Origin of the sequence: Actinomadura sp. GTD37 (genome assembly GCF_041951365.1) — a bacterium.
Classification (GTDB): domain Bacteria; phylum Actinomycetota; class Actinomycetes; order Streptosporangiales; family Streptosporangiaceae; genus Spirillospora.
Genome location: NZ_JBGNUS010000005.1, coordinates 109,096 through 127,941 on the forward strand (window position 1 = coordinate 109,096; position 18,846 = coordinate 127,941).

Genomic DNA, 18,846 nt, shown 5'->3' on the forward strand with positions numbered 1-18,846 from the left:
TCCCATCGTCGGGTCACTCAGGTAACGAAGAGCCGGGCCTCCGCCCGCTCGTGCACGGCGGCGACCGCGTCGGCGCCGGGCGTCGAGGCGTGCAGGTCCCGCGGGTCCCGGGCGGCCAGCGCCGCGCCCGCCGCCCGGACGAGGTCCGGCCGCACCTCGCGCAGCAGCGCCTGCGCCCGGCGGAAGTCGATCCGGCCGAGCCGCACCGCCGCCGCGGCGCAGCTCGCCGCGAAGGCGTACAGGTCGCTCGCCACCGCGTCGCGGACGGGCACCCCGAGGCCCGCGTGCACCGCGCCCACGACGACCGGGTGCGTCCCCGGCGTCGCGCCGTCCGCGACGAGGCCGGCCAGCCGGGCCGCCGGGGCGGAGCCGAACGCGGGCGCGGCGGTGTCCAGGACCTGCCGGCCGGTGCGCACCGACGCCGTCCGCTGCTCCCGGTTCAGCTTGATCGCGTGCAGCCTGCGGTCGGTCTCCACCAGCAGGTCCCAGTCGCCGGCGGTCACCGCCCGGTGCGCCAGCGCCAGCGCCGCCGCGTCGGCGGTGCCCGCCGCCCGCACCAGGTCGGACACCAGGCCGCGCAGGTCCTCCGCCGCGACCGCGCCGAGCTGGACGTGGCCCTCCAGCCCGTGCGACAGGGTGTAGAGCCCGCTGGGGAAGCCCGAATCGGTGAGCTGGAGCTGCGCCAGCAGCGCCTCCAGCCCACCGGTTCCCGGCGGCGTTCCCGTCATGCGATGTAGAACAGCCGGTTCAGCGGCAGCTCGCGCGCCGGCTCGATGGACACCGGCTCGCCGTCCACGGTGACCCGGTAGGTCTCCGGGTCCACCCTGACCTCGGCGATCGTCGAGTTGTACATCATGTGCCGCTTGTCGACGGTGCGGCACTGGCGGACCGGCCGGACGATGCGCTTCAGGTCGAGCTTCTCCGGGACGCCCTCGGAGATCGCCGCGTCCGACATGAACGTCATGCACGTCGCGCCCAGCGCGGTGCCCATCGCCCCGTACGTCGGCCGGAAGTAGACCGGCTGCGGGGTGGGCAGCGAGGCGTTCGGGTCGCCCATCTGCGCCCAGCTGATCAGGCCGCCCTTGACGACCATGGCGGGCTTCGCCCCGAAGGAGCGGACGGGCCACAGCACGATGTCGGCGAGCTTGCCGTCCTCCAGGGTCCCGATCTCGTTCGCCATGCCGCAGGTGCGGGCCGGGTTGATGGTGACCTTGGACAGGAAGCGCAGCACCCGGTGGTTGTCGTTGCGCGAGGAGTCCTCGGGCAGCGGGCCGCGCTTGTCCTTGCAGTGGTGGGCGATCTGGAAGGCGCGGGTGACCGATTCGCCGACCCGTCCCATGGCCTGGGAGTCCGAGCCGATGATGCTGATGATGCCGAGGTCGTGCAGCACCGTCTCCGCGGCGATCGTCTCGGCGCGGACGCGGCTCTCGGCGAACGCGATGTCCTCGGGGACGTCGTAGCTGAGGTGGTGGCACACCATCGTCATGTCGAGCAGCTCGTCCACCGAGTTCACCGTGTAGGGCAGCGTCGGGTTGGTCGAGGCCGGCAGCACGTTGGGCTCCGAGGTGATCTGCAGGATGTCGGGCGCGTGCCCGCCGCCCGCCCCCTCGGAGTGGTAGGTGTGGATCGCGCGGCCGTCGATCGCGCTGATCGTGTCCTCCACGAACCCGGCCTCGTTCAGGGTGTCGGTGTGGATGGAGATCTGCACGTCGTGGTCGTCGGCGACCCGCAGCGCGGTGTCGATGACCATGGGCGTCGTGCCCCAGTCCTCGTGCACCTTCAGCCCGCAGGCGCCGGCGCGCAGCTGCTCGTCCAGCGGGCCGGGCAGGCTGCCGTTGCCCTTGCCGTAGACGGCGATGTTGACCGGGATGCCCTCGTAGGCCTGCAGGATGCGGGAGATGTTCCACGGTCCGGGCGTGCAGGTCGTCCCGCGGCTCCCGTCGGCCGGCCCGGTCCCGCCGCCGAGCAGGGTCGTGATGCCGTTGCTGAGCGCGTGCTGCGCCTGCTGCGGCGCGAGGAAGTGGACGTGGCTGTCGATCGCGCCGGCCGTCGCGATGAGGTTCTCCCCCGAGATCACCTCGGTGCCGGGGCCGACGATGAGCCGCCGGTCCACCCCGTTCTGGGTGTGCGGGTTGCCGGACTTCCCGACGCCGGCGATCCGCCCGTCCTTGATGCCGATGTCGCCCTTGACGATGCCCAGCAGCGGGTCGATGACCACGGCGTTGGTGATCACCGTGTCCAGGGTGGTCGTCGCGTTCAGCGAGGCCGGGTCGGCGGACATGCCGTCCCTGGCCGTCTTCCCGCCGCCGTACTGGGTCTCGTCCCCGTAGTGGCCATCGTTGTAGTCCTTCTCCACCTCGATGACGAGGTTGGTGTCGCCCAGGCGGATCCGGTCGCCCACGGTGGGGCCGTACATGCTCGCGTATTTCCGGCGCGAGATCGTCGTCGCCATCGTCATCCCTTCTTGGATCGGCCGGCGCCCGCCTTCGAGCGCCCGGCCCCGGCCTTGTGCCCGTTGCCGGCCCCGTCGCCGCCCGGCGCCGCGCTGTCCAGGTAGCCCCACTCGTGCATCCGGCTGAACGCCGCCTCCCGCGCCGCGCGGGACCGGACGCTGCCGTTGAGCAGCCCGCCGAACCCGACGATGCGCATGCCGCCGCCGTACTCGACGAGCTGGATCTTCTTGGAGTCGCCGGCCTCGAACCGGACGGCGGTGCCCGCCGGGATGTCGAGCCGCATTCCGAATGCCTTCTCGCGGTCGAAACTGAGCGCCCGGTTCACTTCGAAGAAATGGAAATGCGAGCCGATCTGAACGGCCCGGTCCCCGGTGTTCCGGACGGTCAGCGTCTCCCTTCGCTGACCGGTGTTCAGCTCGATCTCCCCTTCACCGAATATGTAGATGTCATCCGCCATGAGCGGCCGCCCCCTCCAGGATCGTCTCGGTGTTCTCGGTAAAAGCGTGGTGATGCCGCGGCCCATCGGAATGACCAACGGGGTGCCCGTGCCCGTGCCCGTGGCCGTGCCCGTGGACGGCGGCCATGCCGAGGCCGTCGTCGCCGGCGCGCTCCCAGCGCAGCTCCGCCTCCGCCGCGCGCTCGCGGACGAGGGCCGCGACGGCCGCCGGCCGGAGCAGCGGCCCGGCCGACACGGCCCCCGGGCACGGCGGCGGCGGGACCAGCGAGGCGGGGACGAGCGCGACCTCGCGGGCCCCCAGGCGGCGGCAGCGCTCCACGCCCTCGACCACGTCGGGCTCGCCGCCGTCCAGGGCGACCTCCACCCGGCGGACCGGCAGGTAGTGCCAGACCAGCCGCGCGACCTTGAACAGCTCCGCGTCGGCGTCGGGTCCGGCGGCCGGCGCCACCAGCAGCACGGCGCCCGCGGCGTCCCCGGCCCGCGCGACCCGCATGACGGCCGCGCGGATCCAGCCCACGAGGTGCGTCAGCGTGCCGAGCGGCTCGGCGAGCAGCAGGTCGCCCGGCGTCCGGTCGCGGGCGGCCCACGCCAGGGTCTGCGCGGCCGCCGGCGCGAGGTCCGGGTCGCGGCCGAGCGTCATCGGCACCGCGACGGCGCGCGGCCGGTCCCGCAGCGCGGTCCGCAGGCCCCGTCCGGGCCCGCTGATCCCGCCGGCTCCGGGCAGCGGGCCCGCGGCCCCGCCGGGCGGGAGTCCCGCGGCGCTCTCGTGCCCGCCGACCGGCAGGACGGCGCGTCCGGGAGGTCCCGTCACTTGCCGCCGCCGACGGGGTCGTGGCAGGAGACGAGCTTGGTGCCGTCGTCGAACGCCGCCTCGACCTGGATCAGCGGCAGCATGCCGCGCACGCCCGGCATCACGTCGTCCGGCCCGACGACCTTCTTGCCGAGCTCCATGCAGTCGGCGACGGACCTGCCGTCCCGCGCGGCCTCGACGATGGCGGAGCTGATCAGCGCCACCGTCTCGCCGTGGTTGAGTTTCAGGCCGCGCTGCCGGCGCTTCTCCGCCATCTGCGCGACGGTGAAGATCTGCAGCTTGTCGATCTCTCGTGGTGACAGGTTCATCAATGCCCCTTTCTGCCCGGACGCCGCCGGGACGCGGTCGGCGGCGCGCCCCTCAGCTGACCCGCCGGATCTTGGAGAAGATCGGGACGGCGGCCAGGAACACCCAGGTGACCAGCACGAACGGCCAGGTCAGGGTGTGGCCGCCGACCACGTTGAACAGGTTGGTGAGACCGGCGGTCAGCGCGGCGGCGGTCGCCGCGCCGATCACCGCGTACACGGCGCCCGCCGGGCTCAGCACGACGAACGTCCCGCCCAGCGCGATCCCGGTCAGCACCGCGTTGTAGCCGTACAGGCCGGCGCCGAGGTCGGCCGCCTGCGCGCCGAGCCACCAGCCGGTCAGCAGGCCGATGAGGCTGGACGCGGCCGCCGCCGCCGCGACCACCCGGCTCGACACCGCCAGCCCGATCAGGAAGATCATCCCCACGTACCACTTGTCCTGGAAGAACACCTGGCCGACTCCGTTGAAGAAGCCCTGCCAGAAGTCGTGCCAGGTCATCGCGGTGCCGGGGTCGGTGGCCGACGGCGGGGCGGTGCTGGCGTGGTCGGCCCACACCCGGCCGTACGACGGCGCGCCGATCGCCATGACCAGCGCGACGACGCAGAAGGGCGCGGTGAAGGTCGGCAGGTTGTACGGGGTGAGCACGGCGTTCAGCGCGGCGGTGAGCACGCTGCCGGCCACCGCCCCGCCGACGACCACCGCCACCGTCGACCAGGTCGCGCCTAGGTAGAGCACCAGCGCGACGCCGATGAGCGTCCCGTTGAAGCCTTCCAGGCCGATCGAGACGCGGTCCCAGGTGACGCCGAGCAGGTAGGCGGTCACGGTGGCGGTCACGACGCCCAGCAGCGCGAAGGCGCCGAACTGCCAGCCGCCGACGAACAGCGCGATGAGGAAGAGCAGCCCGGTCCAGACGCTGGGCTGGAAGTCGACCTGGGCGACGCCCCGGGGAATCGCCAGGAGGCCCTCCCGCGCCCGCTGCGCCGCGGGCGCGGGTTCCCCGCCGTGCGCATCCGCCGACGGCGTGCCCGCGGACGGCGTGCCCGCGGACGGGGACGGCGGCGGTGACGCCATCGGCACTCTCCCATCGTCTGGGACCCGCGGAACGGGCCTGCGACCGGCGCTCTCCTCCAAGGACAACCGGCACACTTCCCGCGTTCTCGCATCGCGAAAAATCAGTTATCGCAAATCATTGGTCAAGGGCTGGAATATCGAGTTTGGCGCACTCCCGAAATGCGAAGCATAAGAACGGAAGCGTTCCCGCCGCACGTTCGGCGGAAGACAGACCGACGATTGGTTCGCATATGTCGACGGGCCTCAATACGGGGGATTCCGCCTGGCTCATGGTGAGCACCGCGATGGTGCTCCTGATGACTCCCGGGCTCGCCTATTTCTACGGCGGCATGGTCCGCTCGAAGAACATGCTGTCGATGCTCTACATGAGTTTCATCTGCATCAGCCTCGTCACGGTCCTGTGGTTCCTCTACGGCTACGGAATGACGTTCGGCAAGGACGCCGGCGGCCTCGGCCTCATCGGCTGGGGCGACTGGCGCCTCGGACACATCACCCCGAGCACCCTGCAGGGCCGGATCCCGGAGCAGATCTACGTCTGCTTCCAGCTGACGTTCGCGATCATCACCGTCGCGCTCATCAGCGGCTCGATCGCGGGCCGCGCCAGGTTCGGGCCGTGGGTGCTCTTCGTCATCGTGTGGGTGACGCTGGTCTACGTCCCCATCGCGCACTGGGTGTTCGCCAGTTCCGGCTGGCTGAGCAAATGGGGGGTGATGGACTTCGCCGGCGGCCTGGTCGTCGAGCTGAACTCCGGCATCTCCGGGCTCGCCATGGCGCTCGTGCTGGGGCCGGGCGTCGCGTTCCGGCGCGGGCAGGGCCCCCGCCCGGACAACATCCCGTTCGTGATGCTGGGCCTCGGCCTGCTGTGGTTCGGCTGGTTCGGCTTCAACGCCGGCTCGGCGCTGACCGACGGCGCGCTCGCGACCCGCGCGTTCATCAGCACGATGATCGCGGGCTGCACCGGGATGCTGGCGTGGCGGACGGTGGAGTGGCTCCGGTTCCGGCGCCTGACCAAGCTCGGCTCGTCCAGCGGCGCGCTCGCCGGGCTGGTCGCCATCACCCCGTCCTGCGCCTTCGTCAGCGTCGAGGGCGCCTTCCTCATCGGCGTCGTCGCGGCCGTCGTGTGCACGTACGCGGTGGAGCTGAAGCTCGTCGCCGGCTACGACGACACCCTCGACGTCACCGGCATCCACGGGGCCGGCGGGATCGTCGGGGTGGTGTCGCTCGGCTTCCTCGCCACCGGCTGGGAGCGCGGCGCGCCGGGCCTGTTCTACGGCGGCTCGGCGTCGGTGCTGGGCAAGCAGGTCGTCGCGGTCCTCGCGGTCGGCGTCTACGCGTTCACCGTCACCTTCGTCATCGGCAAGGTCATCGACCGGCTGTTCCGGATGCGGACGACCGAGGAGGAGCAGGCCGCCGGGATGGACGCCGCCTTCGCCGATGACTGACCCCGCCCCGGCCGATCCGCGCACCGGCCCGCCCGGTGTGGCGGCCGGCCGGGCGCTGGTGCACGCGCGGGGGCCGCTCGCGGGCGCGCGGCGGCCCAGGCTCCAGCGCCGCCACGGCGAGGGCGACAAGAGCCGGCTGACCAGCCTCCAGGGCCTGGTCGCGCTGTCGCTGGACGCGCTCAGCTCGGTCGCCTACGGCCCCGAGGCCATCGCGCTGGTGCTGGTCACCGCCGGTGTCACCGAGGTGCGCCGCACCCTGCCGGTCACCCTGGCCATCACCGCGCTGCTGGTCGTGCTGGTGGTGTCGTACCGGCAGGTGATCGCCGTGCACCCCGGCGGCGGCGGCTCCTACGCGGTGGCGAAGGCCGACCTGGGGCCCCGCACGGGCCTGCTGGCCGCCGCCGCCCTGATCGTCGACTACGTCCTCACCGTGGCGGTCAGCCTGGCGTCGGGCGCGGCGAGCCTCGCCTCGGCGTTCCCCGCGCTGCGGCCGCACCTGCTGCCGGTGGCGCTGGCCGTCCTGCTCGCGCTGACCGCGGTGAACCTGTACGGGATCACCGACAGCGCCCGGTTCCTGACGGCGCCGACGCTGCTGTTCATCGGCACGATCCTCGGCATCGTCGTGACGGGGCTGATCCGGGGCCATCCGGCGGCGTCCGTCGGCGGCGGGGTGACTCCGCACGCCCACGAGGCGCTGGGCGTGCTGCTGATCCTCAAGGCGTTCTCGGCGGGATGCGCCGCGCTGACCGGCGTGGAGGCCATCGCCAACGGCGTGCCGATGTTCCGCAGCCCGCGCGTCGCGCGGGCGCAGCGCACCGAGCTGATGCTGGGCGCGCTGCTCGGCGTGATGCTGGTCGGGCTGGCGCTGCTGATCCGGCGGGACGTCCTCGCCCCGCGCGACGGCGTGACGCTCCTCGCGCAGCTCACCGCGGGCGCCTTCGGGACCGGGTGGCTCTACCAGGTGGCCGGCGTCGTCGTCGCGGTCGCCCTGGCGCTGGCCGCCAACACCAGCTTCGGCGGGCTGCCCGTCCTGCTCAGCCTGCTCGCCAAGGACCGCAGGCTCCCGCACCTGTTCGCGCTGCGCGGCGAGCGCCCGGTGCACCGGTACGGCGTGCTGGCCGTCGCGGCCGCCGCCGCGCTGCTGCTGGCCGCGGTGGACGCCCGGACGCACGCGCTGCTGCCGATGTTCGCCATCGGGGTGTTCACCGGGTTCACGATCAGCCAGACCGGGCTCGTCCTGCACTGGGCGCGGCTGCGGCCCGCCGGCTGGGCGGGCAAGGCGCTGCTGAACGGGACCGGCGCGGTCCTCACCGCGACCGCCACCGCGGTCCTGCTGGTCACCAAGTTCACGGCGGGCGCGTGGGTGGTCGTCGTCGCGGTGCCGCTGCTGATGGCGCTGTTCGCCCGCATCCGCGGCTACTACGACCGCGTCGGCCGGGAACTCGGGTTCGGCCGCGTCCCGGCCGAGCGGCCGCGGCGGGCGCCCGCCGCCTGGCGGGTCGTCGTGCCGGTGGACGACCTCGGGGCGATGACCTCGCAGGCCCTGAGCACCGCGCTCAGCCTGGGCGGCGACGTCGCCGCGGTCGCGGTGTCGGCCGACGAGGAGCACGCCCGCGCACTCCGCGAGCGGTGGGACCGGTGGGATCCCGGCGTGCGGCTGACCATCCTGCCCAGCCCGCACGACGCGAGGGTCCGTCCCGTCGTGGAGTACATCGGCCGCGCGGCGCGGGACCGCGGGCCCCTCCTGGTGCTCATCCCGGTCATCGAGTCGAGCCGTCCCCGCTACCGGTTCCTCTACGACCAGCGGAGCCTGCTCCTCGCGGAGGCCGTGCGCGAGCACGTCCCGGACGTCCTGGTCTGCATGCTGCCGCACCCCGTTCCCGGATGACGCCGCCTTGACACGGCCACGACCGGTGCCCGAATATTGATTCCGATTCCGATGTCAAGAGTGGTGGGCACCGATGGACCAGATCCTGTACGAGGTCGAGGACCGCGTCGCGGTCATCACGCTGAACCGCCCCGAGGCGGCCAACGCCCAGACCATGGAGCTGCTGGACGAGCTCGACGCGGCCTGGGCGAAGGCGGCCGCCGACGACGAGGTCCGGGTCATCGTGCTGCGCGGCAACGGCCGGCACTTCTCGGCCGGGCACGACCTGAAGGGCGGCGGCCCCCGCCCGGAGAAGCTCACCCTGGAGTACATCTACGGCATCGAGGCGCGCCGCTACCTGGAGTACTCGCTGCGGTGGCGGAACGTCCCCAAGCCGTCGATCGCGGCGGTGCAGGGCAAGTGCATCGCGGGCGGGCTCATGCTGTGCTGGCCGTGCGACCTGATCGTCGCGGCCGAGAACGCCCAGTTCTCCGACCCGGTGGTGCACATGGGCATCGGCGGCGTCGAATACCACGGCCACACCTGGGAACTCGGCCCGCGCAAGGCCAAGGAGATCCTGTTCACCGGGCGCGCCGTCACCGCCGACGAAGCGGAGAAGGCCGGCATGGTCAACCGCGTCGTCCCCCTGGACGAGCTGGACGCCACCGCGATGGAACTGGCCGGGCAGATCGCCCAGATGCACCCCTTCGCGCTGCGGCAGGCCAAGCGGGCCGTCAACCAGACCCTGGACGTGCAGGGCTTCTACGCCGCGATCCAGTCGGTCTTCGACATCCACCAGACCGGGCACGGCAACGCGCTCAGCGACGGCGGCTTCCCCGTCCTCATGCGGCTCGACGGGATGAAGGACAAGCTCAAGGGCCAGTGAGCGCCCTCTCACGTGTTGACGTCAATATCGAAAATTCGGGCGGGCCTGGAGGCCGGATGCAGTTCGGAGTGCAGCTCGGCGCCGTCGCCCCCGGGCTGTGGGGCGCGGTCGCCGAGGAGGCGGACCGGCTCGGGTTCGAGTCGGTGTGGGTCCCCGAGCACCTGGTCCTGCCGGTCGGCGCGGCCGGGAGCCCGCACGAGGGGTCGGACCACCCGCCGATCGCCCCGGACGTCCCCGTCTTCGACGCGTTCGGCGTGCTGTGCCACCTGGCCGCGCGGACGACCCGGATCAGGCTCGGCACCTGCGTGTACAACATCGGGCTGCGGCACCCGTTCGTGGCGGCGCGGGCCGCGGCGACGGCGGACGTCCTGTCCGGCGGGCGGCTGGCGTTCGGCGTCGGAGCCGGCTGGCTGCGCGCGGAGTGGGAGGCGGCGGGGCTCGACTTCGACCGCCGCGGCGCGCGGATGGACGAGGCCCTCGCGGTCTGCCGCCGCCTGTGGAGCGAGCCCGTGGTGGAGCACCACGGGGAGCACTTCGACTTCGGCCCCGTCGCGTTCGAGCCGAAGCCCGCGCAGCGGCCGGGGCCGCCGCTGCACATCGGCGGCGACGGGGCCGCGGCGCTGCGCCGCGCCGCGACCGTCGGCACGGGCTGGATGCCGATGAACCACACCCTGGAGCAGCTCCCCCGCTCGCTCGCACGGCTCGGCGAACTGGCCGAGCGCGCCGGACGGACGTCCCCGATCGAGGTCACGCTGCCCGGCGCGCGGATCTCCCGGCCCGCGGAGGTCGAGGCCCATGCCCGCGCCGGGGTCACGCGCCTGATCGTCGCTCCCTGGGCCCGTTCCCGGGAGGCCCTGGACGGCCTGCGCCGCTTCGCCGCCGAGTTCCTCGGCTGACGGCCCCGGGGCGCCCGGCCCGCTATCCGGCGAGCCGGGCGCCCCGGAAGGTCCTGGCGGTGGCGATGCAGCTGAGGCGGTCGCCGTTGCCCGCGTCGCGCAGTTCCACCTGGCCGAGCCCGTCCTGCTGGCGGGCGGTGGCGACGACGGGGCCCACGCGGGCGGGCTGGACGTAGCGCAGGCCGAGCGAGCACAGCGTGCCGCCCGGCTCCAGCGACAGCACCGCCTCCTCGGCGGCCAGCGCGATGAGCCCGCCGTTGACGGTGCCGGAGACGTTCAGGCCGTCCTCGGACCTCGGCAGGACCGCCACGCCGGGGGCGCGGCGCTCGCAGCCCGCGCGCTCGGCGAGCGGCACGGCCAGCCGGTCCTCCCGCAGCGGCAGTTCGACGTCGAAGCTGGGCGGCAGCCTGAGGCCGGGATCCGGCGCCATCATGAACGAGGCGTTCGCGATCGCCAGCGGCCCCGCGCCGGACGAGGTGAACTCGACCGAGGAGACGAACACCGAACGGCCCACCTTGACGACCCGGGCGATCCCCTCGACGGTGCCGTCCGCCGGGGCAGGGCGGTACAGCTGCACGTCGAGTTCCAGGGTCACCGGCACCCGCGGCGTCGTGACCTGGGTGGCCAGCAGGCCGGTCAGGATGTCGGCCCACGCGGCGAGGACGGACGTCCGCAGGTGCGGCGCGCCCGGCACGTGCATCACGGGGGTGATCGAGGCCGAACCGCGCAGGTCCCCGCCGTCCTTCCAGGTGGCGAAGCCGAGCTCGTCGAGCAGGTGCTTCGGCGCCGGCGACTCGCTGCCGATGGTCACTCTCCGTGCTCCTTCACTGCGATGGGACGTTCCAGCGCCGGGAGGACCTCCGCGGCGAACAGCCGGATCGTCTCCGGCGTACCGAAGTCGTGGAACTGGCAGACGAACAGTTCGGCGCCCGCCGCGCGCTCGCGGGCCAGCGCGGCGGCGACCTCGTCGGGGGTCCCGGTGATCAGCCCGCCCCAGGCGCCGAAGCGGCGGCGGGCGGTCTCGGCGACCTCCTCGCGCGCCGCCGAGGAGGCGGCCAGGCCGATCGGGTGCTGCACCGAGATCCGCGCCGCGCCCGCCGCCGGGCGCAGCTCGGCGAGCCGGTCCGCGGCGGTGGACGGACAGTTCCACCAGTCGGCCCGGCCCGCCACCAGCGGCATGGTGAGCCGGGGGCCGGCGCCGCCGAGGTGGATCGGCACCCGGCCGGCGACGGGCCGCGGCCGGCAGACCGCGTTCCGGAGCGTCCAGTGCGCGCCGTCGAAGTCGACCGGCTCCCCCGTCCACAGGAGGCGGAGGATGTCGATCGTCTCGGCGAGCCGGGCGGACCGGGCCGCCGGGCCGGGATCGTGGAACCCGTAGTCGGCCAGCTCCCCGGCGACCGACCCCCAGCCGAGGCCGAGTTCGAACCGCCCGCCGGAGACGACGTCGAGGCTCGCGGCCATCTTCGCCAGGACCGCCGGGTGGCGGAACTCCGCGCACAGCACGAGGTGGCCGATGCGCAGCCGCTCGGTGCGCATGGCCGCCGCCGTGGCGACCGTCCAGGCGTCGAGCATGTCGAGGCCGCGGCCGCCGGGCGGCGCGAGGTGGTCGATGAACCAGGCGGAGTGGAAGCCGGCCTCCTCCGCCGCCCGCACCCGCCGCTCGATGTCGGCGAAGTCCATCCGGATCTGCGGCAGGTAGAGGCCGGCCCGCGCCCGCGCCGCCGGCCCGCTCACACGGGCAGGAGGCGGGAGAGGTTGCCTCCCATGATCTTGGCCTTGGCGGGCTCGTCGAGGTGGCCGAGGTCGTCGACGTAGGTGATCGGGTCGGCCTTGCCCTCGGGGTGCGGGAAGTCCGAGCCGAACAGGACGCGGTCGACGCCGAGCAGGTCGGCCAGCCCCGCCATGTCGTCCTCGATGAACGGGCTCACGTGGATCAGCCGGCGCATCTGCTCCACCGGGTCCTCCTGGAAGCCCTGCGGCATCTTCTTGAAGGTGGTCCGCAGCTTCTCCAGCAGCGGCCCCACCCAGGACGACCCGGTCTCGATGGTGGCGATCTTCAGGTCGGGGAAGCGGGACAGGCAGCCGTGGCAGATCAGCGACGCCACCGTGTCCTCGATCGCGCGCCACTGCCCGATCTCGCGGAAGGGCTGGAGGGTGAACGGCAGGTACTCGCGCTGCTTGCCCTCCCAGTCGGCGGTGTAGCGCTGGTATCCGCTGTCGGAGGAGTGGAACGCCACCATCGTGCCGCTGTCCTGGACGAGCTTCCAGAACGGGTCGAACTCCGGCAGCGCGACCGAGCGGGGGCCGGAGACCCCGAACGCGGGCGCGGGACGGACCAGCACGACCCGCGCGCCCCGCTCCAGGCACCACTCCAGTTCCCTGACGGCCTCCTCCACGATCGGGAGGGTGATCACCGGGGCGGTGTAGATCCGGTCCCGGTAGTTGAACGACCAGACGTCGTCCAGCCAGCGGTTCAGGGAGTGGACGGCGGCGTGGGTCAGCTCCGGGTCGTCCCGCATCCGGTCCTCCAGGAGGCTGGCGAGCGTCGGGAACATCAGGCTCCGCGAGATGCCCTGCTCGTCCATCAGCTCCAGCCGGGGTCCCGGCTCGCGGAACGCCGGGATCGACTCGATCGGCCTGCCGACGATCTCCCGGTACGACTTGCCCTCCGGGTTCCCGTTCTTGAAGTAGTCCTCCTGCGCGCCGGGGCGGGCGACCTTCTCGAACGTGGGGTTCGGGATGTAGTCGCTGATCTGGCCCCGGATCGCGATCTTCGTGCGGCCGCGGACCTGCACGTACTCGATGGCGCCCTGGTACTCCTTCGGGAGGTACCGGGTGAAGGCGTCCTCGGTCTCGTACAGGTGGTTGTCCGCGTCGAACAGCGGGAACGGCAGCTCACGTGACGGCATGGTCACCCTTTCGGAAAGCGCGCGGAGACCGCGCTGGACGCCCGGCGGCCCCGGGCCGGCATCAGGGGCGGGGGGCCGAGGTGACCGGGTCGGCGGCGCCGATCCGGACGACGGCGCGGTCCTGGTAGAAGGCGATGTGGTCGCGCAGGACCGCGACCTCGGTGTAGGGCTCGGGGTACTCCCAGGCGATCGGGTCGGCGCCGTCCTTCAGCCGCCAGTGCTTCGCCCATCCCTTGAAGGGGCACCGCGACGTGTGGTCCGAGGGCGCGAGGCGCTCGGACCGGACGTCCGCCCTCGGGACGTAGACGACGATGCCGTGGTCCTGCTCGTCCACCACGAGCGCGGCGGTCGTCTCGGCCAGCGTGACGCCGTCGCAGGTGACCTGGACGAGGTTCCGCTTGCGGCGCACGTCCACGCGGTAGTCCGGACGTTCGGCGTAACCCGACGGTTCCAAAGCCTCTCCCTTCATCGCGCGTGCCGCAGCGAGCCGTCGCGCACCTGCTCGCGCAGCCGGAACTTCTGGATCTTCCCGGTCGCCGTGCGCGGGAAGTCGGCGACCAGGTGCACCGACTCCGGCCACTTCTGCCGGGCGAGCCCGGCCTCGGCCAGATGGGCCCGGACGTCGTCCAGCGACACCGGGCCGGCCGACTCGTGCGGGCGGATCACCGCGGCGGCGTGCTCGCCGAGCCGCGCGTCGGGCTCGGCGACCACGCTGACCTCGGCGACCCGGTCCATGGTGAGCAGCAGCGACTCGATCTCCTGCGCGCTGATGTTCTCGCCGCCGCGGATGATGACGTCCGCCACGCGGTCGGTGATCGTGAGGTAGCCGTCGGCGTCCACCTCGCCCATGTCGCCGGTGCGGTACCAGCCGTCGGCGGTGCACGCGCGGGCGGTCAGCTCCGGGTCGGTGTAGCCGATGAAGCAGTCCGCGCCGCGGGTCAGGATCTCCCCGTCGTCGTCGAGGCGGAACTCGGCGCCCGGCAGCGCGCGGCCGTCGGTGCGCAGGCGCTTGTCCTGCGCGTCCGCCAGCAGGCTCGCCGTGACCGACGGGTGCTCGGTGCTCCCGTACGACCGGTACACCGCGATGCCCTCGGCGGTCGCCCGCTCGGTGAACGCCTCCGGCACGCTCGCGCCGCCGAGCCCCATGTAGGGGATGAGCGCCAGGTGCTCGGGCGTGAAGCCGGGGTGGTCCAGCAGGCTGGTCAGGAAGTAGGGCGGCCCGCCGGCGATGCCCAGCCCGTCCGCCGCCATCATGCGCAGGACCTCGGCCGGGTCCCAGCGGTCGATCAGCTGGATCGGCTCGGAGCGCAGCAGCGGCAGCAGGAACGCGTTGATCATTCCCATGAAGTGGCCGACCGGGGTGCCGACGATCTGCGGCGGCCCGCCCCTGCCGTAGAAGTGGTCGGCCTGGCGCGCCTCCCAGCCGATCGTCTGGTGGCTGTGGACCACGCCCTTGGGGTTGAGCGTGGTGCCGGAGGTGAAGCCAACGATCGCGGGGGACGCGGGGTCGACGGGCTCCGGCTCCGCGAGCGGCTCGGCGTCCAGCATCCGGTGGAAGGGCGTCGCGGCCTGCGGCAGCTCCCGCTCCCGGCGGTCGCTCACCACCAGCCAGAGCGGATCGGCGCCGCTCTCGGCCAGCAGTTCCCCGTACTGCTCCAGGTGGTCGGTGCGGCCGAAGCTGTCGGGGGTGACGATCGCGTCGGGCCGGACGACGTCGAGGATGTAGCCGACCTCCTTCGGGCCGTAGAAGTGCACCACGGGGACGACGACCGCCCCGGTGTACGCCGCGGCGAAGAACGTCATGGCGGCCTCGGCCCAGTTCGGCAGCTGGACGACGATGACCGAGCCGGGGCCGATGCCGCGGACCCGCAGCGCCCAGGCGAGCGAGCGCGCCGCCCGGTCCACGTCGGCGAGGGTGCCGTCGTAGGGGCGCGCGGCCGATCCCACGAGGAAGCGCGAGCGCGGGGCGCCGCCCAGCCCGGCGGCGATCATCGAGCCGAGGGAGTCGCCGGTCCACCGGCCCTCGTCGCGGTAGCGCCGGGCGAGCCCGGCGGGAACCGCCCGGAGGCCCCAGCCTTCGAAAGCAGAGCGTGCGGTCACCGTTTCGCCTTCAGTCGTCGGTCACCGGGACGGACGGCGCCCGCCCGCCGGTGCTGATGGCTGCCATCAAAGTATGTTTCGACGTCGAGGTCAATACCTGGCCACCGGCTCATAGCGTGGTGCCGGAAACCGGGGCGCCGGCCGCGAGCGGACGGATCATGCCCTGGACGGAGTAGGACGCGACCATCCGCCCGTCCTCGCCGTAGACGCGTCCCTCGCCCTGCGTCATGCCCCGGCCGGTGTAGACGACCCGGTTGGCGTACAGCAGCCATTGTGTGACGTCGACGTCGGAATGATAAGCGACCGTGGCGGTCAGGATCCCCGTCGAGATCGTCCGGTGGGCCATGGCCTCGCTGTAGCCGGCGTGCGGGCGCAGCGCGGCGGCGATCGTCCAGTGCGTCGTGGACTGCGTCATCAGCGCGGTGTGCAGGTACCCGGCCGCGGGCGCGGCGTCGAAGCGCGTCCACACGAACAGCTCCGGCGGCCCGACGTGCGCCGGGTCCCAGTCGTAGGCGTCGTCGACGACGCGGATCTCCCGGCCCCCGACCTTCATCTCCGGGGGCTCGAACGGGCGCAGCGCACCCGGGCCGGGCACGTCGGGCATCGGCGCGGTCGAGGCGACCAGGTCGGGGGCGTCCGCGCCCATCAGGACCAGGCCCGTGCCACGCGGCCTCCCCTGCTGCACCGCCCGCGCCTGGACGGTGGAGTAGGTCCGCCCCCGGTGGGCGACGTCCAGCTCGACGGCGATCTCCTCGTCGTGGCGGGCCGCCCGGGAGAAGACCATCGTGGCGGACGTGACGCGCTGGCCGGGGATCTCCTTGGACGCGGCGACGACGGCGTCCGCGAGGAGCTGGCCGGCCTCCACCACGTTGCGGCCCGCGGGCCCGTGGGCGGGGGCGGCGTAGCGCCCCGGCCCGGTCGGCCGGACGTCCATCAGCCGGATCAGCTCGTCCTGGTCCCAGGGCCCGGCCCGGTCGTCCCCCATCGCTCCCACTCCCCTTCGAATCCGACGAAGACGTCGATAGCCGTCACCGGCGCGTTCCGGCGGCGCACAGCTCAACCTATGCTGCGAGGATACCTATTGACAACGACGTCGAAATCATGTGTTCTCGTCGGACCGCGCACCAGGTGACGAGGAGGTACCGTGCCGGACGGCGTTTCGGAGATCCTGCGGTTCGTCGAGGGCTGGGGCCGGCGCGCCTACCCGGTGCGCTGGTCGCTCCGGGACGCCATCACCTACGCGGTCGCGGCCGGCGCCGACGCGCACAACGGCCGGGCGCTCGTCTGGGAGTCGGCCCCCGGCTTCGGGACGCTGGCGACGTTCGCCACGCGCTTCGCGCACGGGGCCCTGCTCGACTTCGCCGCCGGCACGCAGGACGCGGGGCTCCCGTCCTTCGCGCGCTCCAACCGCGTCCGGGTCCACCGCCCGCTCCCCGCCGACTGCGACGACGCCGTCGCGTCGGCCACGCTCGGCGTCGCCGCGCACACCGGCGGGCGGCTCGTGCTCAGGCTCGGCGTCGGCACCACCGCCGGAGGCGAACCCATCGCGGACTCCTCGCTCGACGTGCACTTCCGCCTGCCGGGGACCCGCGGCGCGCAGCGCCCGCCCTCCCCCGCGCGGGACGGCGGTGAGGACGACGGCGGCTGGACGGTCGAGGCCCGCGAGACCGTCCGCCCCTACCAGGCCGCCGTGTTCCGCACCCTGCTCGGCCCGACGGCCGGCGGCCGCATGCGGGACGCGATGCACATCGACCCGGCCGAGTCGCGGAGGCTCGGGCTGCCCGCGCCGGCGCTCCCGGGCGAGGTCACGCTCGGCATCGTCGCCCGGCTGGCCGTCCAGAACTCCGCGCTGCTCGGCGCCGGGGAGCTGCGCGGCGCCGAGGTCGCGTACCTGAGGCCCGTGTCGGACGCCGACCGGCTGGTGATCGGCTTCGCCCCGGCCGGCGGCGGCACGGTGCGCACGCGGGCCGTCAACGGCGACGGCCGCGTCGCGCTGCGCGGCGAACTGCACTTCCATCCCGACTCCGCACGCTGGGGAACACCGTGAAACCCTCCTTCGAAGGCTCTCTTCCGCCGCTGGCGGAGCGCACCGTCCAGCACGTCCTGCGGGACCGCGCCGAACGGCACCCCGACCGTCCCGCGGTCGCCGGGCCCGGCGACGAACTCAGCTACGGCCGGCTGCTCGACGAGGCCGCGGCGATGGCCGGCGCCCTGCGCGCGTACGGCATCCGGCCCGGCGACCGCGTGCTGCTGATGCTGGACAACCATGTGGCCGCGGTCGTCGCGTGGCTGGGCCTCACCTGCGCCGGCGCCGTCGAGGTGCCGGTCAACACCGCGTTCGACGGCGGCTTCCTGGACCATGTCGTCGGCGACAGCGGCGCCGTGGCCGCCATCGCCGACCCGCACTACGCCGGCCGGCTGGCCGCCGCCTGCGGCGGGCGGCTGCGCGGCCGCGTCGTCACCCGCACCCCGGAGGGGACGGGCCGCGGACGGTTCGACCTGCCCGCCGGCGACCCGGTCGTCGCCGAGGCCCGTCCATGGGACATCGCGGCGGTGTTCTACACGTCCGGGACGACCGGGCCGAGCAAGGGCGTCCTCCTCCCCCACGCCCAGGCCTACGGGTACGCGAGCCCCGTGTACATCGGCGCCGTCGGGCACAACGACACCAGCCACGTGTCGCTCCCGCTGTTCCATGTGGGCGGCCAGCTGTGGGGCGTCTACAACGCGCTGATCGCCGGCGCCCGCGCCTACATCAGCCCGCGCTTCTCCGCGTCGGGCTTCTGGCGGGAGATCGCCGACAGCGGCTCGACGTTCGCGATCCTGACCGGCGCCATGGCCCGGTTCCTGGAGGCCCAGCCGCCGAGCCCGCTCGACCGGGCGAGCGGGCTGCGCAAGGTGTGCCTGGCGCCCGTCCCGGCCGACGCCGACGCGTTCTGCGAGCGGTACGGCGTCACCTACTGCGCCGGCTACGGCAGCACCGAGGCCGCGACGCCGCTCGCCGCCCCGCACGGGGTGTCGGGCGCCGGCGGCCTCGGCTGGGTGCGGCCGGGCTTCGACGCCCTCGTCGTGGACGAGCACGACCTCCCCGTCCCGGACGGGCGGATCGGCGAGCTGGTCGTCCGGCCGCACGAGCCGTGGACGATGTTCCAGGGCTACGCCGGGCGCCCCGAGGCGACCGCGGAGGCGTGGCGCAACTCCTACTTCCACACCGGGGACGCCGTCCGCAGGATGCCCGACGGCGAGTTCTTCCTCGTCGACCGCATCCGCGACAGCATCCGCCGCCGCGGCGAGAACATCTCCTCGGTCGAGGTCGAGGCGGAGGCGAACACGCACCCGCGGGTCACCGACGCGGCGGCGGTCGGGGTGCCGAGCGAGTACGGCGAGGAGGAGGTCCTGCTGCTCGCGGTCCCGCACCCGGAGGGCCCGCCCGGCCCGGCGGAGCTGTTCCGGCACCTCGCGGACCGGCTGCCGTACTTCGCCGTGCCCCGCTTCATCGCGTTCGTCCCCGAACTGCCGCGCTCCGCGTCCAACAAGATCATGAAGGGCCCGCTGCGCGCGGCGGGCGTCCCGGACGACGCGTGGGACGCGGAGCTCAACGGGCTGCGCGCCACCCGGCGCGGAGTGATCGAGATCTGAAGGCGGTGCCCG

The 18,846-nt window shown here is 73.5% G+C and carries 17 protein-coding genes and 1 pseudogene; 6 read left to right on the top strand and 12 right to left on the bottom strand.

Going from position 1 to position 18,846, the window contains the following annotated elements:
* Window positions 1–17: 17 nt before the first annotated feature.
* The 6 genes and pseudogenes from ACA511_RS25080 to ACA511_RS25105 all read right to left on the bottom strand — a co-directional run bounded on the left by ACA511_RS25080 (window position 18) and on the right by ACA511_RS25105 (window position 5,098).
* Window positions 18–728 carry an urease accessory protein UreF gene (locus ACA511_RS25080; protein WP_375027041.1) on the bottom strand — a complete coding sequence of 237 codons (711 nt, stop codon included), beginning with the start codon at window positions 726–728 and terminating at the stop codon, window positions 18–20.
* On the bottom strand, window positions 725–2,452 hold the full coding sequence (ureC, locus tag ACA511_RS25085; protein ID WP_375027042.1) for an urease subunit alpha: 1,728 nt from the start codon (window positions 2,450–2,452) through the stop codon (window positions 725–727). Before ureC ends, ACA511_RS25080 begins: the two co-directional genes overlap by 4 nt.
* A 155-nt stretch (window positions 2,453–2,607) precedes the next feature.
* Window positions 2,608–2,910: pseudogene (ureB, locus tag ACA511_RS25090) on the bottom strand (urease subunit beta); the annotation flags it as partial.
* The gene (locus ACA511_RS25095) at window positions 2,900–3,721 is read right to left on the bottom strand and encodes a hypothetical protein (protein WP_375027043.1); all 822 of its coding nucleotides are present in this window, start codon (window positions 3,719–3,721) and stop codon (window positions 2,900–2,902) included. The pseudogene ureB and the gene ACA511_RS25095, both read right to left, overlap by 11 nt.
* Complete coding sequence (locus ACA511_RS25100) at window positions 3,718–4,029, bottom strand: urease subunit gamma (protein ID WP_375027044.1); 312 nt, start codon at window positions 4,027–4,029, stop codon at window positions 3,718–3,720. The genes ACA511_RS25095 and ACA511_RS25100 overlap by 4 nt, the downstream gene beginning before the upstream one ends.
* A gap of 52 nt (window positions 4,030–4,081) precedes the next feature.
* Complete coding sequence (locus ACA511_RS25105) at window positions 4,082–5,098, bottom strand: urea transporter (protein ID WP_375027045.1); 1,017 nt, start codon at window positions 5,096–5,098, stop codon at window positions 4,082–4,084.
* Between the two features lie 230 nt (window positions 5,099–5,328).
* Between ACA511_RS25105 and ACA511_RS25110 the strand changes: the two genes are divergently transcribed.
* The 4 genes from ACA511_RS25110 to ACA511_RS25125 all read left to right on the top strand — a co-directional run bounded on the left by ACA511_RS25110 (window position 5,329) and on the right by ACA511_RS25125 (window position 10,189).
* Window positions 5,329–6,540: an ammonium transporter gene (locus ACA511_RS25110; RefSeq protein ID WP_375027046.1), complete on the top strand. Its 1,212-nt coding sequence runs from the start codon at window positions 5,329–5,331 to the stop codon at window positions 6,538–6,540.
* A complete protein-coding gene (locus tag ACA511_RS25115) occupies window positions 6,533–8,428 on the top strand; it encodes an APC family permease (protein WP_375027047.1) in 1,896 nt (631 codons plus the stop codon). Before ACA511_RS25110 ends, ACA511_RS25115 begins: the two co-directional genes overlap by 8 nt.
* Before the next feature lie 73 nt (window positions 8,429–8,501).
* On the top strand, window positions 8,502–9,293 hold the full coding sequence (locus ACA511_RS25120; protein WP_375027048.1) for an enoyl-CoA hydratase: 792 nt from the start codon (window positions 8,502–8,504) through the stop codon (window positions 9,291–9,293).
* A gap of 56 nt (window positions 9,294–9,349) precedes the next feature.
* Window positions 9,350–10,189, top strand: coding sequence for a TIGR03619 family F420-dependent LLM class oxidoreductase (locus ACA511_RS25125; protein WP_375027049.1), 840 nt, complete (start codon window positions 9,350–9,352; stop codon window positions 10,187–10,189).
* 22 nt (window positions 10,190–10,211) lie between these two features.
* On the opposite strand, the gene ACA511_RS25130 is transcribed toward ACA511_RS25125, so the two are convergent.
* The 6 genes from ACA511_RS25130 to ACA511_RS25155 all read right to left on the bottom strand — a co-directional run bounded on the left by ACA511_RS25130 (window position 10,212) and on the right by ACA511_RS25155 (window position 16,183).
* Window positions 10,212–11,000 carry a hotdog domain-containing protein gene (locus ACA511_RS25130; RefSeq protein WP_375027050.1) on the bottom strand — a complete coding sequence of 263 codons (789 nt, stop codon included), beginning with the start codon at window positions 10,998–11,000 and terminating at the stop codon, window positions 10,212–10,214.
* Window positions 10,997–11,923, bottom strand: a complete 927-nt coding sequence (locus ACA511_RS25135) for an LLM class flavin-dependent oxidoreductase (RefSeq protein WP_375027051.1) — start codon at window positions 11,921–11,923, stop codon at window positions 10,997–10,999. The genes ACA511_RS25130 and ACA511_RS25135 overlap by 4 nt, the downstream gene beginning before the upstream one ends.
* Window positions 11,920–13,098, bottom strand: coding sequence for an amidohydrolase family protein (locus ACA511_RS25140; protein ID WP_375027052.1), 1,179 nt, complete (start codon window positions 13,096–13,098; stop codon window positions 11,920–11,922). Before ACA511_RS25140 ends, ACA511_RS25135 begins: the two co-directional genes overlap by 4 nt.
* A 61-nt stretch (window positions 13,099–13,159) precedes the next feature.
* Window positions 13,160–13,552, bottom strand: a complete 393-nt coding sequence (locus ACA511_RS25145; RefSeq protein ID WP_375027053.1) for a DUF427 domain-containing protein — start codon at window positions 13,550–13,552, stop codon at window positions 13,160–13,162.
* A gap of 11 nt (window positions 13,553–13,563) precedes the next feature.
* Window positions 13,564–15,198, bottom strand: coding sequence for an AMP-binding protein (locus tag ACA511_RS25150; RefSeq protein WP_375027054.1), 1,635 nt, complete (start codon window positions 15,196–15,198; stop codon window positions 13,564–13,566).
* A gap of 109 nt (window positions 15,199–15,307) precedes the next feature.
* Window positions 15,308–16,183, bottom strand: coding sequence for an acyl-CoA thioesterase (locus ACA511_RS25155; protein ID WP_375027055.1), 876 nt, complete (start codon window positions 16,181–16,183; stop codon window positions 15,308–15,310).
* A 159-nt stretch (window positions 16,184–16,342) separates the two neighbouring features.
* On the opposite strand from ACA511_RS25155, the gene ACA511_RS25160 reads away from it, so the two are divergent.
* Together ACA511_RS25160 and ACA511_RS25165 are read left to right on the top strand one after the other, a co-directional pair.
* Window positions 16,343–17,245, top strand: a complete 903-nt coding sequence (locus tag ACA511_RS25160; protein WP_375027056.1) for a MaoC family dehydratase — start codon at window positions 16,343–16,345, stop codon at window positions 17,243–17,245.
* On the top strand, window positions 17,242–18,834 hold the full coding sequence (locus ACA511_RS25165; protein ID WP_375027057.1) for an AMP-binding protein: 1,593 nt from the start codon (window positions 17,242–17,244) through the stop codon (window positions 18,832–18,834). Before ACA511_RS25160 ends, ACA511_RS25165 begins: the two co-directional genes overlap by 4 nt.
* Window positions 18,835–18,846: the final 12 nt, after the last annotated feature.

What these genes read in the sequence shown, in the direction of transcription:
- ACA511_RS25080 (WP_375027041.1), bottom strand. Translation starts at nt 728, where the DNA reads ATGACGGGAACGCCGCCGGGAACCGGTGGGCTGGAGGCGCTGCTGGCG.
- ureC (WP_375027042.1), bottom strand. Translation starts at nt 2,452, where the DNA reads ATGGCGACGACGATCTCGCGCCGGAAATACGCGAGCATGTACGGCCCC.
- ACA511_RS25100 (WP_375027044.1), bottom strand. Translation starts at nt 4,029, where the DNA reads ATGAACCTGTCACCACGAGAGATCGACAAGCTGCAGATCTTCACCGTC.
- ACA511_RS25105 (WP_375027045.1), bottom strand. Translation starts at nt 5,098, where the DNA reads ATGGCGTCACCGCCGCCGTCCCCGTCCGCGGGCACGCCGTCCGCGGGC.
- ACA511_RS25110 (WP_375027046.1), top strand. Translation starts at nt 5,329, where the DNA reads ATGTCGACGGGCCTCAATACGGGGGATTCCGCCTGGCTCATGGTGAGC.
- ACA511_RS25115 (WP_375027047.1), top strand. Translation starts at nt 6,533, where the DNA reads ATGACTGACCCCGCCCCGGCCGATCCGCGCACCGGCCCGCCCGGTGTG.
- ACA511_RS25120 (WP_375027048.1), top strand. Translation starts at nt 8,502, where the DNA reads ATGGACCAGATCCTGTACGAGGTCGAGGACCGCGTCGCGGTCATCACG.
- ACA511_RS25125 (WP_375027049.1), top strand. Translation starts at nt 9,350, where the DNA reads ATGCAGTTCGGAGTGCAGCTCGGCGCCGTCGCCCCCGGGCTGTGGGGC.
- ACA511_RS25140 (WP_375027052.1), bottom strand. Translation starts at nt 13,098, where the DNA reads ATGCCGTCACGTGAGCTGCCGTTCCCGCTGTTCGACGCGGACAACCAC.
- ACA511_RS25155 (WP_375027055.1), bottom strand. Translation starts at nt 16,183, where the DNA reads ATGGGGGACGACCGGGCCGGGCCCTGGGACCAGGACGAGCTGATCCGG.